18 protein-coding genes are annotated in these 15936 nt (G+C 70.8%); 13 read left to right on the top strand and 5 right to left on the bottom strand.

The window, feature by feature from the left end:
• Positions 1-10: 10 nt before the first annotated feature.
• From rapZ to ACW5EG_RS15265, 6 genes are all read left to right on the top strand, one after another.
• Positions 11-871 (top strand): RNase adapter RapZ, encoded by an 861-nt coding sequence (gene rapZ, locus ACW5EG_RS15290; protein ID WP_457022264.1) that lies wholly within the window; start codon positions 11-13, stop codon positions 869-871.
• Positions 872-957: 86 nt separating this feature from the next.
• The gene (locus ACW5EG_RS15285; RefSeq protein WP_457020269.1) at positions 958-1353 is read left to right on the top strand and encodes a PTS sugar transporter subunit IIA; all 396 of its coding nucleotides are present in this window, start codon (positions 958-960) and stop codon (positions 1351-1353) included.
• Positions 1354-1361: 8 nt separating this feature from the next.
• Positions 1362-1631: an HPr family phosphocarrier protein gene (locus tag ACW5EG_RS15280; protein ID WP_457020270.1), complete on the top strand. Its 270-nt coding sequence runs from the start codon at positions 1362-1364 to the stop codon at positions 1629-1631.
• A gap of 198 nt (positions 1632-1829) precedes the next feature.
• Positions 1830-3551: a phosphoenolpyruvate--protein phosphotransferase gene (gene ptsP, locus ACW5EG_RS15275; RefSeq protein WP_457020272.1), complete on the top strand. Its 1722-nt coding sequence runs from the start codon at positions 1830-1832 to the stop codon at positions 3549-3551.
• Positions 3552-3816: 265 nt separating this feature from the next.
• Positions 3817-5178 (top strand): magnesium transporter, encoded by a 1362-nt coding sequence (gene mgtE / locus ACW5EG_RS15270; RefSeq protein ID WP_457020273.1) that lies wholly within the window; start codon positions 3817-3819, stop codon positions 5176-5178.
• A gap of 63 nt (positions 5179-5241) precedes the next feature.
• Positions 5242-6048: a carboxylesterase family protein gene (locus ACW5EG_RS15265; RefSeq protein WP_457020274.1), complete on the top strand. Its 807-nt coding sequence runs from the start codon at positions 5242-5244 to the stop codon at positions 6046-6048.
• Positions 6049-6106: 58 nt separating this feature from the next.
• On the opposite strand, the gene ACW5EG_RS15260 is transcribed toward ACW5EG_RS15265, so the two are convergent.
• The 4 genes from ACW5EG_RS15260 to ACW5EG_RS15245 form a co-directional block, all read right to left on the bottom strand.
• A complete protein-coding gene (locus ACW5EG_RS15260) occupies positions 6107-7045 on the bottom strand; it encodes an aspartate carbamoyltransferase catalytic subunit (RefSeq protein ID WP_457022190.1) in 939 nt (312 codons plus the stop codon).
• 146 nt (positions 7046-7191) lie between these two features.
• Entirely contained in the window at positions 7192-7650 is a 459-nt protein-coding gene (gene ruvX, locus ACW5EG_RS15255) for a Holliday junction resolvase RuvX (protein WP_457020277.1), read from the bottom strand.
• Positions 7647-8213 (bottom strand): YqgE/AlgH family protein, encoded by a 567-nt coding sequence (locus ACW5EG_RS15250; protein ID WP_457020278.1) that lies wholly within the window; start codon positions 8211-8213, stop codon positions 7647-7649. Before ACW5EG_RS15250 ends, ruvX begins: the two co-directional genes overlap by 4 nt.
• Before the next feature lie 73 nt (positions 8214-8286).
• Entirely contained in the window at positions 8287-8754 is a 468-nt protein-coding gene (locus ACW5EG_RS15245; protein WP_457020279.1) for an FKBP-type peptidyl-prolyl cis-trans isomerase, read from the bottom strand.
• A gap of 99 nt (positions 8755-8853) precedes the next feature.
• On the opposite strand from ACW5EG_RS15245, the gene ACW5EG_RS15240 reads away from it, so the two are divergent.
• Positions 8854-9399: a DNA-3-methyladenine glycosylase I gene (locus ACW5EG_RS15240; protein WP_457020280.1), complete on the top strand. Its 546-nt coding sequence runs from the start codon at positions 8854-8856 to the stop codon at positions 9397-9399.
• 64 nt (positions 9400-9463) lie between these two features.
• On the opposite strand, the gene ACW5EG_RS15235 is transcribed toward ACW5EG_RS15240, so the two are convergent.
• Positions 9464-10090 (bottom strand): superoxide dismutase, encoded by a 627-nt coding sequence (locus ACW5EG_RS15235; protein WP_457022188.1) that lies wholly within the window; start codon positions 10088-10090, stop codon positions 9464-9466.
• A gap of 124 nt (positions 10091-10214) precedes the next feature.
• Between ACW5EG_RS15235 and prmA the strand changes: the two genes are divergently transcribed.
• From prmA to purD, 6 genes are all read left to right on the top strand, one after another.
• Complete coding sequence (gene prmA / locus ACW5EG_RS15230) at positions 10215-11132, top strand: 50S ribosomal protein L11 methyltransferase (RefSeq protein ID WP_457022186.1); 918 nt, start codon at positions 10215-10217, stop codon at positions 11130-11132.
• Positions 11133-11178: 46 nt separating this feature from the next.
• Complete coding sequence (locus ACW5EG_RS15225) at positions 11179-12129, top strand: DUF3426 domain-containing protein (RefSeq protein ID WP_457022184.1); 951 nt, start codon at positions 11179-11181, stop codon at positions 12127-12129.
• 114 nt (positions 12130-12243) lie between these two features.
• Positions 12244-12516 carry a DNA-binding transcriptional regulator Fis gene (gene fis, locus ACW5EG_RS15220; protein ID WP_457020285.1) on the top strand — a complete coding sequence of 91 codons (273 nt, stop codon included), beginning with the start codon at positions 12244-12246 and terminating at the stop codon, positions 12514-12516.
• A gap of 65 nt (positions 12517-12581) precedes the next feature.
• The gene (gene purH, locus ACW5EG_RS15215; RefSeq protein WP_457022182.1) at positions 12582-14168 is read left to right on the top strand and encodes a bifunctional phosphoribosylaminoimidazolecarboxamide formyltransferase/IMP cyclohydrolase; all 1587 of its coding nucleotides are present in this window, start codon (positions 12582-12584) and stop codon (positions 14166-14168) included.
• 16 nt (positions 14169-14184) lie between these two features.
• A complete protein-coding gene (locus ACW5EG_RS15210; RefSeq protein ID WP_457022180.1) occupies positions 14185-14640 on the top strand; it encodes a hypothetical protein in 456 nt (151 codons plus the stop codon).
• A 3-nt stretch (positions 14641-14643) separates the two neighbouring features.
• Complete coding sequence (purD, locus tag ACW5EG_RS15205) at positions 14644-15933, top strand: phosphoribosylamine--glycine ligase (RefSeq protein WP_457022178.1); 1290 nt, start codon at positions 14644-14646, stop codon at positions 15931-15933.
• Positions 15934-15936: the final 3 nt, after the last annotated feature.

Genomic DNA, 15936 nt, shown 5'->3' with positions numbered 1-15936 from the left:
AACGCCGCGGATGCCCGCCGCGCTGCTGGTCGTCACCGGCATGTCCGGCGGCGGCAAATCGGTCGCGCTCAAGACCCTGGAGGACCTGGGCTTCTACTGCGTCGACAATCTTCCGGCCGAACTGCTGCCCGAGTTCGTGCGTGCCGCGGCCCGGCCCGAGCGCGCCGAGCAGAAGCTGGCGGTGGGCATCGACATGCGCAACCGCGGCGACCTGGGCAACCTGCCCGAATGGCTGTCGGCGGTCGGCGCGATGGGGCTCGAACCGCAGCTGGTGTTCTTCGACGCAGCCGAGTCGGCCCTGCTCCGGCGCTACGCCGACACCCGCAGGCGCCACCCGCTCACGCACCTCGGGCTGGCGCTGGCCGACGCGATCTCGCTTGAGCGGCAGGCGCTCAAGCCGCTGCGCGCGCTGGCCGACGTGGTGGTGGACACCAGCGAACTCAACGTCCACCAGCTGCGTCACCGCGTGATCACCGAGCTGGGGCTGACCCTGGATTCGTCGCTGTCGCTGTTGTTCGAATCCTTCGCCTACCGGCGCGGACTGCCGGCCGATGCCGACTTCGTGTTCGACGCGCGCAGCCTGCCCAACCCGCACTGGGAGCCGCGGCTCAAGCCGCTGTCCGGCCGCGACCACGAGGTGCGCGAGTACTTCCTCGCCAGGCAGGAAATGGGCGAATACCTGGCGCACGTCGCCGGCTTCCTCGACGTCTGGCTGCCGCGCATGCAGTCCAACACGCGCAGCTACGTGACCGTGGCGGTCGGCTGCAGCGGCGGCCGGCATCGCTCGGTCTACCTGGCCGAAGCGCTTGCGGCGCATGCGCGCGACAGCGGCTGGACCGAGGTCGCGACCTTCCACCGGGAGCTGGACTGAGCGTCCTTGCGGCGCTCGCACCAAGACGGCACGACGATTGCGCGCGGCGCTATCGTGCGGTCCTCGCCGTCTGCTAACTTGGCGCGATGGCCGTCGGCATCCTCCTACTCACCCATTCGGGCATCGGCAGCGCGCTGGTCGCTTCGGTCGAGGCCATCTTGCGCGGCAACCTGCCGCTGCGGCTGGCCGCGTTCGAGGTGCCCTTCGACGCCGATCCCGATTCGCTGCTGCCGCAGGCGAGCGCGGCGATGCGGCGCGTGGATGGCGGCGAGGGCGTGCTGATCCTGACCGATCTCTACGGGGCCAGCCCAAGCAACCTCGCCGCGCAGCTGTCCAGACTGGGGACGCCGTCACGCCGCGTTTCCGCGCTGAGCTTGCCGATGCTGCTGCGCGTGATGAATTATGCTGAACTCCCACTGGAGGAACTCCCCGCCGTCGCTGCCGCAGGCGCGCGCAACGGGGTGGTCCTGGACGATGCCTGAGGCCGACGATGATCGAACGCGAACTGCTCATCGCCAACAAGCTCGGCCTGCACGCGCGCGCGACCGCGAAGCTGGTGCAGGTGCTTGCGGGTTTCCACAGCAACGCCACGCTCATCGCCAAGGGCCGCGAGGTCAACGCCAAGAGCATCATGGGCGTGATGCTGCTCGCCGCCGCACACGGCACCAAGGTCGTGCTGCGCCTGGAAGGCGAGGACGAGGCCGAGGCGATGGAGTCCGCGGCGGCGCTGTTCGAACGCAAATTCGACGAGGCCGGCTGAACGTCGGCGCGGCGTGCCGAGCGGCGCGCAACGGAATGGAACTGGGAGCGGTATGCGCAGTGTGGCCCGACCCATGACGCTGCAACAGGCGCGACAGTGCGCCGGCATTGCGCCGGGTCCACACCCGCGCCCAAGCCTGTCCGCCTGCAGCCCGGTGCCCGAAGGCCCGCGTCCGCACCATCCCCGCGGCGGCCACTGATGCGCCAGTCGTTCACCGGCCACGGGGCATCGCGCGGCAATGCCCTGGGGCGGGCGCGGGTGCGGCTGCCGCACGCGCTGGAGGTGGCCGAAGAACGCATCGCGCCCGCGGCGGTGGACGCCGAACTGCGTCGCCTGCACACCGCCATCGATGCGGTGCGGGTGGAGATCCGCAACATGCGCGACCGCCTGCACGGCGCGCTGGCGCACGAGGTCGGCGAGTTCCTCGACCTGCACACCCTGCTGCTCGACGACCCGGAACTGCTGCAGGGCCTGGACGACCTGGTGGCCAAGGGCCTGTATGGCGCCGACTACGCGCTGCGCCTGCAGCGCGACCGGCTGGCGGCGGTGTTCGAGGCCATGGACGATGCCTACTTTCGCAGCCGCGTGGAGGACATCGACCACGTCATCGGCCGCGTCCACGCGATGCTGCACAAGCGCGCGGCCGACCTGCAGGGCGTGGCCGGCGAGATCCTGGTCACCGATGCCGTCGCCCCGGCCGAGCTCGGCCAGCTGCAGTCGCAGGGCGTGATGGCGGTGGTGACCGCGGGCGGAAGCGCGTTGTCGCACAGCGCCATCCTCGCCCGCAGCCTGCACCTGCCGCTGGTGGTCGGCGCACCGCTGGCCCTGCAGCAGATCAATGATGGCGACGTGCTGCTGGTCGACGGCAGCACCGGCATCGTCATCGTCGAGCCCAAGGCGCCGGACCTGCGCGACTACCGGGCGCGGCTGCGCGAGGAGAAGCGCGAGCGCAAGCAGCTGCACCGCCTGCGCCGCGAACCGTCGCGAACCGTCGACGGCGTCGACATCAGGCTCTGGGCCAACGCCGAATCGCGCGAGGACGTCACCGGCGCGCATGCGCTCGGCGCGGCCGGGGTGGGCCTGTACCGCACCGAGTTCCTGTTCCTGCGGCGCAACGAGCTGCCCGACGAGAACGAGCAGTTGCGTGCCTACCGCGACGCGGTGCTGGCCATGACCGGCCGCACCGTCACCATCCGCACCATGGACATCGGCGCCGACAAGGCCGACCGCACCGGCCTGGCCTTGACCGACGAGCCCAATCCGGCGCTGGGCCTGCGCGGCGTGCGCCTGTCGCTGGCGCGCCCGCCGGTGTTCGAAACGCAGCTGCGCGCGATCCTGCGTGCCTCCGGCTACGGGCCGCTGCGGATCCTGGTGCCGATGGTGAGCGGCCGCGAGGAGGTGCTGGCGGTGGCCGGCACGATCCGGCGCGTCTCGCGCGACCTGCGCAGCGAAGGATACGAGATCGCCGAACGGGTGCCGCTGGGCGCGATGATCGAGGTCCCGTCTGCGGCGATCGCGCTGTCGTCCTTCATCGACGCGGTCGACTTCATCTCGATCGGCACCAACGACCTGACCCAGTACCTGCTCGCCGCCGACCGCGGCAACGACGCGCTGGGCGACCTGTATTCGCCGCTGCATCCGGCCATGCTCAAGCTGCTGCACGGCGTGATCCGCACCGCGCGCGCGCGCGGCAAGCCGGTCGCCGTGTGCGGCGAAATGGCGGGCGACCCGGAGCTGGCGCCGCTGTTGCTTGCGCTGGGGCTGGAGGAATTCAGCCTGCATCCGTCCACGCTGCTGGAAGTACGGCGTGCGATCCGCGCGCAGGACCTGTCCGCGCTGCGCGCCGCGGCGCCCGCGCTGCTGCGCTGCCGCGACCGCGACGCGATCGAGCGCTGGCTGGGGAAGATGGCGGCCGGTTGAGCTGTCCCGACCTCATCCATCCCGAGGTCATCTCGAGCGCAGCGAGAGATCTGGCGTCGCGTAGACCGGAACTCGCCGCGGCCGTAATGACGGGCTTGAGGCGACAAGGCCTCGCCGCAGGCGCGTCCACGCCAGCCGCAACATGCGCATGCCATCCTGCCCGGGGATGCAGTCCGCAGCCCTGCAGGCGATAATGCCCGCATGAACACCTGATCGGCCGCGTCATTCCGCGCGGCACGCCCTCGCACCACCGGAGCCGCCGCGCATGGCCGAAGCCGTCCGCCACGACAAGACCGCGCGCCAGCTGCGCCTGCTGTCGGACGCGCTCGACAGCGGCCGCCTCGGCCCGGTGCGGCGCATGGTGCATACGCTGGCGCCCGCCGAGATCGGCAACCTGCTCGAATCGCTGCCGCTCGAGAAGCGGATGGTGGTCTGGGGCCTGGTCGATCCGGAGGACGACGGCGAGGTGCTGGTGCACGTCGGCGACGAGGTGCGCGAGAGCCTGATCGCGGACATGGACCAGGACGAGCTGGTCGCCGCGGTCGAGGATCTCGACATCGACGACCTCGCCGACCTGGTCGAGGACCTGCCCGACACGGTGATCGACGCGGTGCTGCGCTCGATGGACCGCGACAACCGCGAGCGTCTCGAGCAGGTGCTGTCCTACCCCGAGGACACCGCCGGCCGCCTGATGAACCCGGACGTGGTGACGGTGCGGGCCGACACCACGGTCGACGTGGTGCTGCGCTTCCTGCGCCTGCGCGGCGAGCTGCCCGACCATACCGACCACCTGTACGTGGTCAATCGCCGCCACCAGCTGATCGGCTGGGTCGCACTGCAGGACCTGGTGACCCGCGACCCGGGCACGCCGATCAACCAGCTGATCGACGACGAACTCGAATCGCTGCACGTCGACGCCTCGGCCGAACAGGTCGCGCGGCAGTTCAGCGACAACGACTGGGTGTCCGCGCCGGTGGTCGACGACGGCAACGTGCTGCTCGGCCGCGTCACCGTCGACGACGTGGTCGACATCATCCGCGAGCAGGCCGAGCACCAGGCGCTGGGCGCGGCCGGCCTGGACGAGGACGAGGACCTGTTCTCGCCGATCCCGCGCGCGGTGCGCGGTCGCGTGGTGTGGCTGGGCATCAACCTGCTCACCGCGTTCCTGGCAGCGGCCGTGATCGGCCAGTTCGACGCCACCATCGAGCAGATCGTGGCGCTGGCGGTGCTGATGCCGATCGTGGCCGGCATCGGCGGCAACGCCGCCGTGCAGGTGCTGACCCTGATGGTCCGCGGCATCGCGCTGGGACAGGTGGGGCAGAGCAACGCCCGCATCCTGCTGTGGAAGGAACTGCGCGTGGCGCTGATCAACGGGCTGCTGATCGGCGCGTTGGTCGGCACCGTGGCGCTGCTGTGGTTCGGTTCCTGGCGGCTGTCGCTGGTGATCGGCGCGGCGCTGGTGATCAACTTCTGTTCGGCCGCGCTGGCCGGGGTGCTGCTGCCGCTGCTGCTCAAGCGCATGCGCGTGGACCCGGCCGTGGCCGGCACCGTGGTGGTGACCGCAGTCACCGACGTGATGGGCTTTTTCAGCTTCCTCGGCCTGGCCACGGTGATCCTGCTGCACTGAGGGCGCCGTCGCCGGATCCGCAGCGCTAACATCGACGGCAGAAATGACAATGGAACATCGCCCATGCGCCGCCCACGCCTGCCCGCACTGGTGCTGCTGATGGCCGCAATGCTCGCCGCCTGCGGCTCCACGCCACCACGCCCGGACCGGGGCGGCTTCGTCGAGCGCGAGGTCACGATCGACGGACGCCGCCACCGCTACCAGGTGTTCGTCCCCGCCAGCGTGGCCCGCGGCAAGGCGCCGGTGGTCGTGTTCCTGCACGGTTCGGGCGAGCGCGGCGACGACAATCGCAGCCAGCTCGCGGTCGGCCTCGGCCCGCACCTGCGCGAGTACGCAGACGAATTCCCCGCCATCGTGGTGTTCCCGCAGGCGCCCGCCGACAGCGAATGGAACCAGCTGGCCGACGTGGTGTTCGCGCAACTCGACGCGGCCACGCTCGAGTTCAACGGCGATCCCGACCGCACCAGCCTCACCGGCCTGTCGATGGGCGGCTACGGCGTCTGGGAGCTGGCCCTACGCCAGAGTGAGCGCTTCGCCGCGCTGGTGCCGGTCTGCGGCGGCCTGTTGCACGCGCGGCGGCCGTCGATGGCGGTGACCGGGCTGGACGATGAAGCCGATCCCTATGCCGCCGTGGCGCAGCGTTTGCGCGAGGTACCGGTCTGGCTCTTCCACGGCGCGCGGGATGAATCGGTGCCCGTGGAATATTCGCGCCGGCTCGATATGGCGCTCCAGGCCGCGGGCGCGCGCGACGCGCGCTACACCGAGTTCCCCGAGGCCGACCACAACAGCTGGGATGCCGCCTACGCGACTCCGGAACTGTGGACCTGGCTGTTTGTACAGCGCCGCTCCGTGCAGCGCCCGCAACGCTGACGCGGGTCGCGGTCGCGTTCGTGCGCCGCCACGAAGACTGGGCCGCAGCGGGCCGCGCTCAACGTGCGCCGAGCAGCGCCTCCAGCACCGCCATTCGCACCGCGACGCCGTTGCCGACCTGGCGCAGGATCAGCGACTGCGCGCCGTCGGCGACCGCATCGCTGATCTCCACGCCGCGGTTGAGCGGCCCGGGATGCAGCACCACCGCGCCGGCCGCTGCCCGGCGCAGGCGCGTGGACGTGAGCCCGTAGTCGCGGTGGTAGTCGTCGAGCGATTTGACCAGGCCCTCTTCCATGCGCTCGCGCTGCAGGCGCAGCATCATCACCGCATCCACGCCATCGAGCGCCGCGTCGAGATCGTGCGTCACGGTGCAACCGGCGAGCGTGCCGTCGTCCGGCAGCAGGGCGGCAGGGCCGCAGATGCGGATCTCGCCCGCACCCAGCGTGCGCAGCGCGTGCAGGTCGGAGCGCGCGACGCGCGAGTGCTTCACGTCGCCGACGATGACGAAGCGGCGCTTGCCGAAATCGTCGCCGAGGGACTGGCGCAGGGTCAGCATGTCGAGCAGCCCCTGGGTGGGGTGGGCGCTGCGACCGTCGCCGGCGTTGACCAGCGCGGTGCCCGGCCCGGCCATCGCCGCCAGTTCCGCGACCGCGCCGTCGCCCGAATGCCGCACCACGAAGCCGCGCACCCCCATCGCCTCGATGTTCTGCAGGGTGTCGCGCGCGGTTTCGCCCTTGGTCGTGGACGAGGTGGCGGCGTCGAAGCCGAGCACGTCCGCGCCCAGCCGCTGCGCGGCGCGATGGAAGCTGAGCCGGGTGCGCGTGGAGGGCTCGAAGAACAAGGTGCAGATTGCGGTCCCGGCCAGGGCCTGGCGCGCGTCGCGGCCTTCGGCAAACGCCTGGGCACGGTCGAGCAGATCAACCAGGGCCTGCCGCGGCAGGCCTTCGAGGGTCAGCAGGTGGACGAGGCGGCCCTGGGCGTCGGTCTGTTCGGTCATGTCGCCATTGTCCCGCAATCACGGGCGCGGCAGGAGTGCGACTCGGGGGTCAGAGTCACTTTCCCCCGCTGTCTCTCTCGGGGCTTGTTCGCTTCAGGGGAAAGTGACTCTGACCCCCCGGCCCCCCGTCGCGACCAAAGCCGCTCCTACAGGGGCGTCGCATCGCCGGGCGCGGCGAACCAGCGTTCGACGATCACTGCCGCGGCCACCGCATCCAGCGCAACCGCATCGCGGCGGCGGCGACGCCCTTGGGCGCGGTCCACGGCGAAGCGCTGCGCGGCCTCGATCGAGCTGGCGCGCTCGTCCACCATCACCACGGGCAGCTGATATCGCGCCTTGAGTTCGACGGCAAAGGCGCGGGCGCGGACGCGGATCGGCTGGTCGCCACCGTCGAGCGTCATCGGATCACCGACCACCAGGCCATCGGGCCGCCATTCCTTCTGCAGCCGGTCGATCGCCGCCCAGTCCACCTGCTCACCGTGGACGTCGATCACCGCCAGCGCGCGCGCACCGTGTCCGAAGGCACTGCCGATCGCCACGCCGATGCGGCGTGCACCCACGTCGAAACCGAGCACCGTGCCGTCGGCGCGGATCGCGCCGCTCATGCGTGCCCCACGTGCCCCGCCATGCGCATCAGGTCCACGCCGATCTGCCCGGCCGCGGCCTGCCAGCGCTGGTCCAGCGGCAGCGAGAACAGGATGCCTGCCTGCGCAGGCGCGGTCAGCCAGCTGTTCTCGGTGAGCTCATGCTCGAGCTGCCCTGCGCCCCAGCCAGCGCAGCCCAGCGCGACCGTGGCGTGCTCGGGACCGTCGCCGCGCGCGATCGCCTCGAGGATGTCGCGCGAGGTGGTCACCGCCAGTCCGTCGGACACCGCCAGCGTCGAATCCCAGGCGCGCCCGCCATCGTGCAGCACGAAGCCGCGCTCCGGATGCACCGGACCGCCGGCCAGCACGCGCTGCTCCAGCAGCGCCGGGTCGTCGGACTCGATCCCCATCTGCCGCAGGACCTCGCCCAGGGTGTAGTCCGAGGCGCGGTTGACCACCACGCCCATCGCGCCATCGGCATCGTGCTGGCAGATCAGCGCGACGCTGCGTGCGAAATGCGGATCGGCCAGCGTGGGCAGCGCGATCAGCAGCTGGTTGGCGAACGAACAGGACAGCGTGGACATGCGGACATTGTAGGCGGGCTGCGGTGAAGGGTCCGGGGCGGGCTGGGCCCTCTTCGAGCCCCGCCGACCGCCCCTAGCCGCCCGCGCCCAGCCCGAACTGCTGCTCATGCGGGGTCGCCAGCCGCACCTCGAGCACTTCCACCCGCGCCTCCACGGTGCGCCCGGCCAGCGGATGGTTGCCGTCGACCGTGATGGCGTCGCCTTCGACCGCCACCACCACCACGTCCAGCGGCCCCTTCGCGGTCTGCGCGGCCAGCTTGGTGCCTACCGCCACCTCGCCAGCGGCCTGCAGCCGACTGCGCGGCAGCGTCTGCACCAGCGCCTCGTGGCGCGGGCCGAAGCCTGCCTCCGATGCGATCGTCACACTGAACGCGTCGCCCGCCGCCCTGCCCGCCAGCGCCTGCTCCAGGCCCGGCATGATGCTGCCGGTGCCGTGCATGTACACCAGCGGATCGTGGCCGTGGGTGGAGGTAATGGTCTGGCCCTGTTCGTCGTGCAGGCTGAAGTGGACGGTGGCGATGCGGCGGTCGGCGATGTCCATGGCGTCCTTCCCGGGGAGGTGCGCGCATGGTGGCGCGGAGGCACCGCTGCGGGCAACCCGGGGCAACCCGCGGCGCAGGCCGGCCGCTATGCTGCGGCGATGACGAGCTATTGCGACGTCGCGCCCGGACATCCGGTGCACGGCCCCTACCACGAGCACGAGTACGGCTTCCCGCAGCGCGACGAAGCGGCGCTGTTCGAACGCCTGCTGCTCGAGATCAACCAGGCCGGGCTGAGCTGGGAAACCATCCTGAAAAAGCGCGAAGGCTTTCGCTGCGCCTACCAGGGCTTCGACGTCGATACCGTCGCCGGCTACGGCGAGGCCGACGTTGCGCGCCTGCTGGCCGACCCTGGCATCATCCGCAACCGGCTCAAGGTGGCCGCCGCAATCCACAATGCCGGCGTGGTGCGCGGCATGCGCGCCTCGCACGGCGGCTTTGCCGCGTGGCTGGACGCCCATGTGCACGACGATGACGACAGCCCGCGCGACAAGGCCGCGTGGGTGAAGCTGTTCAAGCGGACCTTCCGCTTCACCGGCGGCGAGATCACCGGCGAATTCCTGATGAGCCTGGGCTACCTGCCCGGCGCACACCGCCCGGACTGCCCGGTGGCCAAACGCCTGGCGCGGCTGCGCCCAACGGCCTGACGAACTGCCACAACGCGAACGGGCCGCTTGCGCGGCCCGTTGCGAATGCAGCTGCGGCGCAGGATCAGCCCTTCAGGGCTTCCTGGTAGCGACGCTCGACCTCGTTCCAGTCGACCACGTTGTAGAACGCGCCGATGTAGTCCGGGCGACGGTTCTGGTACTTCAGGTAGTAGGCGTGCTCCCACACGTCCAGGCCCAGCACCGGGGTGTTGCCCGAGCCGACGCCCTTCATGAGCGGATTGTCCTGGTTGGCGCTGCTCTCGACCTTGAGCTTGCCGGCCTTGTCGGTCGACAGCCACGCCCAGCCGCTGCCGAAGCGGGTCAGCGCTGCCTTGGTGAAGGCCTCCTTGAAGGCGTCGAAGCCGCCCAGCTCGCTATCGATGCGCTTGGCCACCTCGCCCACCGGGTTGCCGCCGCCCTTGGGCGACATCACCGTCCAGAACAGCGAATGGTTGGCGTGGCCACCGGCGTTGTTGCGCAGCGGGCCGCGCTTGTCCTCGGGCAGCGCGTCGAGGTTGGCGATGATCTCCTCGGCGCTCTTGCCCGCAAACTCGGTGCCTTCGAGCGCCGCGTTCGCGTTGTTGATGTAGGTCTGGTGATGCTTGGTGTGGTGGATTTCCATCGTCTGCGCGTCGATATGCGGCTCGAGCGCGTCATAGGCATAGGGCAGCTTGGGGAGGGTAAAGGCCACGGCGATCTCCATTCGGGTCGGGGGGCCGATCATTGTGCCGTGACGGGGGTAAAAACTCGATGACCGGCGCCGTGATGCTGCTTTCCGCCGCAACCATGCGGGCGGCCGCGGATACACTGGCGCCATGCCATTCATCGAATTGACCCTGCGCTGCCGCGAGTCCGACCAGCCGCGCTACGAACATGCGCTGGACGATGTCGGCGCGCTGGCCGTGACCATGCTCGATGCCGACGCCGAAACGCCCGACGAACACGCGATCCTGGAGCCGGGCGTGGGCGAAACGCCGCTGTGGCAGGCGATCTCGCTCAGCGCGCTGTTCCCGCACGATGCCGACGCGCTGCTGCTGCTGGCCGCGCTGGAGGCGTTCGACCCTGGCCTGGACTGGAGCGGCGCCAGCTTCCGCAAGGTCGAGGACCAGGACTGGGAGCGCGCATGGATGGACCAGTACGCGCCGCTGCGCTTTGGCAGCCGCACCTTCATCGTGCCCTGGAACCACGAGCTGCCGGACGATGCGCGCGGTGACGACGCCGCCGTGGTGCGGCTGGACCCGGGCCTGGCCTTCGGCTCGGGCACCCATGCGACCACCTCGCTGTGCCTGCAGTGGCTGGACGCGCTCGGCGCGGACGGGCTGCTTCGCGGCGCGACGGTGCTCGACTTCGGCTGCGGCAGCGGCATCCTTGCGCTGGCGGCGCTGAAGCTCGGCGCGGCGCGCGCGGTGGGCATCGACAACGACCCGCAGGCGCTCATCGCGACCGCCGACAACGCGCAGCGCAACGAGGTCGCGCAGGCGCTGGACGTGTTCGAACCGGGCAAAGCGCCGCGCGAGGCGTATCCGGTCGTGGTCGCCAACATCCTGGCATCGGCGCTCGACACGCTTGCGCCGGAGCTGGCTGCGCGCACCGCGCCGGGCGGGCGCATCGCCCTGTCCGGCATCCTCGATGGACAGCAGGAACCGCTGCTGCAGCGCTACGGCGAGTGGTTCGACGCGCTGGCCGTCGCGCAGGAAGGCGACTGGATCCGCATCGACGGCATCCGCCGGTGACGTCGGCCGCGGTCGGCATCCGCGCCTGCATGGTTGAATAGCCCCCATGTTCATCAACTGCCGGCACTGCAACACGCTGGTCGCGACCGATCCGGCGACCGGCCTGCCGCCCGAGCGCTGCCCGCGCTGCGCGGGCGTGCTGCGCCGGCCCGCGCCGGTTGCCGATGCGCAAGTCGCCGCGGATGCCGGTGCCGATCCGTCGCCGGACGCCGGCAAACGCGAGACCGCCGCACCCGCGCCCGCGGCGCCAGCCGGCAGCAGCATGACGCCTGCCCTGGAGCCGGCACCCCCGGACGACTCCGGACCACGCGACCCCGCGATCGCGGTCCCGGCGCAGCCCGATGCACCCTCCGCGCCGGCGTCCGACGCCGTGACCGTGGACGCCGCTGCGGCGGATGCATCGCCTGCCCCTAGCGAAGCCCCCCCAACCGACGCCCCACCCCCGCAGGCACGTGAAGGGGCGGCAGCCGTCAACGCGCCTTCGCCGCCCGGGTTCCTCGGCGGCATCCCCACGCCGCCCCCGCAGCGCAGCCCGAGCGCGTGGCGGCAGCTGGTGGTGATCGCGGTCCTGCTGGCGCTGCTTGGCCTGCAGATCGTGCTTGCCGACCGCGAACGCCTCGCCGCCGACGCCCGCTGGCGTCCGTTGGTGAGCGGCATCTGTGGCGTGCTCGGCTGCAGCGTGCAGCCGTGGCGCGAACCGCAGGCCTTCGTCCTGCTCGCGCGCGAAGTGGCGCCGCATCCGCAACGCAGCGACGCGCTGCGCGCACGCGCATCGTTCCGCAACGAGGCGCGCTGGCCGCAGCCGTGGCCGCAGCTGCTGCTGACGCTCTCGGACGTCGACGGCCGCGCCGTGGCCGCGCGTGCGTTCACGCCCGACCAGTACCTTGGCGGCGCGCCTGCGACGCCGCTGGTCGAACCCGGACAGACGGTGGACATCGCGCTGGACATCCGCGAGCCGTCGGTCGAGACGGTGTCCTACGCCTGGGACCTGCGCTAGACCATCGGCGCAGGCGTTCGCATTGTCGGCTGCGACCACGAGGCGCTAGACTCGATCGCCCCGCGATGACCGCCACCCCGTGCGCCGCATCGCCCGGCCGCACCGAGCGCCCCATTGAACACCGCAGAACAGACCGACCCCGCCATCCGCAGCGCGCCGCGTGCACCGTTGCGCGAACACGTCGCCAATTCGGTGCGGCGCTACCTGGGCGACCTCAACGGCAGCGATGCCGACAACCTCTACCAGATCGCGCTGCGCGAGCTGGAGATCCCGCTGTTCCTGGAAGTGCTCGAACACTGCGAGGGCAACCAGAGCCGCGCCGCGACGATGCTCGGCATCCACCGCGCAACGTTGCGCAAGAAACTGCGCGAGTACGGCATCGCCTGAGCCACGCCGCGCTGCGCGGGTGGCTATAATTCCGCCTCTTTCCGCGTCTCCGCGTTGCATACCCGATGACCCACGACCTCCTGCCCCTGCGCCGGGCGCTGCTGTCCGTGTCCGACAAGACCGGACTGATCGAACTGGCCACCGCCCTGTCCGCGCGCGGCGTCGAACTGCTCTCCACCGGCGGCACCGCGAAGGCGATCCGCGACGCCGGCCTGCCGGTGCAGGACGTGAGCGAGGCCACGGGCTTTCCCGAGATGATGGACGGCCGGGTCAAGACCCTGCATCCGATGGTGCACGGCGGCCTGCTCGGCCGCGCCGGCACCGATGATGCGGTGATGGCGCAGCACGGCATCGCGCCGATCGACCTGCTGGTGCTCAACCTGTATCCGTTCGAGACGGTGACCGCGCGCGCCGACTGCACGCTGGCCGACGCGGTGGAGAACATCGACATCGGCGGTCCGGCCATGCTGCGCTCGGCCGCGAAGAACTTCGCGCGCGTTGCGGTGGCGACCGCGCCGGAGCAGTACGCCGGCCTGCTGGACGAACTGGCGCGCAACGACGGCGCACTGTCGGCGAACACCCGCTTCGCGCTGTCCGTCGCCGCGTTCAACCGCGTCGCGCAGTACGACGCGGCAATCAGCAACTACCTGTCGGCGGTCACCGACGCGTCGCCTGGCGTGCCGGCGCGCGCGCCATTCGCCGCCCAGGCCAACGGCAGCTTCGTCAAGCTCATGGATCTGCGCTATGGCGAGAATCCGCACCAGCAGGCCGCGTTCTACCGCGACCTGCATCCCGCGCCCGGTTCACTGGCGACCTTCAGCCAGCTGCAGGGCAAGGAGCTGAGCTACAACAACATCGCCGACAGCGATGCGGCCTGGGAATGCGTGCGCCAGTTCGACGCGCCGGCCTGCGTGATCGTCAAGCACGCCAATCCCTGCGGCGTCGCCGTGGGCACGGCCTGCGGCGATGCCTACGAGCAGGCCCATGCCACCGACCCGACATCGGCGTTCGGCGGCATCATCGCCTTCAACCGCACGCTCGACGCGGCGACCGCGAAAGCCATCCTCGATCGCCAGTTCGTCGAAGTGTTGATCGCACCGGACTACGACGACGACGCCCTCGCCTACGCGAGGAAGAAAGCCAATGTGCGCGTGCTGCGCATTGCCCTGGCGCCGGTATCGACCGGCTTCATCGACACCAAGCGCGTGGGCTCCGGCCTGCTGATGCAGACCGTCGACGATCGCGTGGTCACCCGCGACGAGCTGAAGGTGGTGACCCAGCGCGCGCCCAGCGAGTCGCAGTTCGCCGACCTGCTGTTTGCCTGGAAGGTGGCGAAGTTCGTCAAGTCCAACGCCATCGTCTATGCGAAGAACCACCGCACGATCGGCGTCGGCGCCGGGCAGATGAGCCGCGTCTACTCGGCGCGCATCGCCGGGATCAAGGCGACCGACGCGGGCCTGGTGGTCGAGGGATCGGTGATGGCATCGGATGCCTTCTTCCCGTTCCGCGACGGCATCGACGCCGCGGCGGCCGCGGGCATCCAGGCGGTGATCCAGCCGGGCGGCTCGATGCGCGATGCCGAGGTGATCGCCGCGGCCGACGAGCACGGCATCGCCATGGTGTTCACCGGCGTTCGTCATTTCCGCCACTGAACTGGCGACGGGGCGAATGCACAGCCTGCGCCGCGTGTCTGCGCACCTGCCGGCGGCGATCCTGCTGCTGGCGCTGGCCGCCTGCGGCAGCGACAGCGACAGCGACAGCGACAGCGACAGCGACAGCGACAGCGGCGAATTGCAGGCCGCGCGCGATGCGCTGGCCACCGGCCTGCCGGAGCCGTACTTCGAGGACCTGGTGACAGAATCGGCCACGATCGAAGGCGAGCGCCTGGTGCTGCTGGTGCGCAGCCCCGAGGGCGACGCCGACAGGACCCGCGATCATCCGCAGTTCGAGCTGCTGCGCCAGACCGAGCAGGACGAGATGCACACCTTGTGCAGCCACCCCGCGCTCGCGCGCCTGGCAGGTGGCGATGCGGTGCTGGTGCGCCGCTTCGTCGATCGCCACGGCAAGCTGTTCTTCGAAACCACCTTCCCTGCGCGCGACTGCGCACCTCCGCATGAGGACTGACGCTTGAAAATCCTGGTCATCGGCGCGGGCGGCCGCGAGCACGCGCTGGCGTGGAAGCTGGCGCAGTCGCCGCGCGTGGACGAAGTACTCGTCGCGCCGGGCAATGCCGGCACGGCCACCGAGCCGCGCTGCCGCAACATCGAGGTGAAGGTCGGCGATCTCGATGGCCTGCTGGCGCTTGCGCGGGACGAGGGCGTCGCCTTGACCGTGGTTGGCCCGGAGGTGCCACTGGTCGCCGGGGTGGTCGACCGCTTCCGCACCGCCGGCCTGCGCATCTTCGGCCCCACCGCCGCGGCCGCGCAGCTGGAAGGCAGCAAGGCCTTCGCCAAGGATTTCCTCGCGCGCCACGGCATCCCCACCGCGTTCTATGCGGTCCACACCGAAGTCGAGCCCGCGCTGGCCTACGTGCGCGACAAGGGCGCGCCCATCGTCATCAAGGCCGACGGCCTGGCCGCCGGCAAGGGCGTGATCGTGGCGATGACGCTCGACGAGGCCGAGGCCGCAGTGCGCGACATGCTCTCGGGCAATGCGTTCGGCGATGCCGGCGCGCGCGTGGTGATCGAGGAATTCCTCGACGGCGAGGAAGCCAGCTTCATCTCGATCGTCGATGGCCGCACCGCGCTGCCGATGGCGACCAGCCAGGACCACAAGCGCGTCGGCGATGGCGACACCGGGCCCAATACCGGCGGCATGGGCGCATATTCGCCGGCGCCGGTGGTCACGGCCGAGGTGCATGCGCGCGTCATGCGCGAGGTGGTGGATCCCACCGTGCAGGGCATGATCGCCGATGGCGTGCCGTTCACCGGATTCCTCTATGCCGGACTGATGATCGATGCCGCAGGCGCGCCGAAGGTGATCGAGTTCAACGTGCGTTTCGGCGATCCGGAAACACAGCCGGTAATGCTGCGCCTGCAGTCCGACCTGGTCGACCTGCTGGAAGCCGCGATCGACGGCCGCCTGGACCAGGTGCAGGCGCAGTGGGATCCGCGCCCCGCGCTTGGCGTGGTGATGGCGGCACGGCCCTACCCCGACACGCCGGTCACCGGCGAGCCTATCCGCGGACTGGACGCGGTTCCGGCCGATGCCAAGGTGTTCCATGCCGGCACCGCGCTCGATGTGCAGGGTCGCGTGCTCAGCGCCGGCGGCCGGGTGCTGTGCGTGACCGCGCTGGGCGACAGCGTGGCCGAGGCGCAGCGGCGCGCGCACGCCGGCGTCGATGCCATCGGCTGGACCAGCGCGTTCCACCGTCGCGACATCGGCTGGCGCGCGATCGCGCGCGAGCAGGCCGGCTGACGC

The sequence above is a fragment of the Luteimonas sp. A611 genome (genome assembly GCF_054072715.1).
Note: the sequence above shows the minus strand (reverse complement) of the source record. Positions and strands in the feature narration are given on the sequence as shown.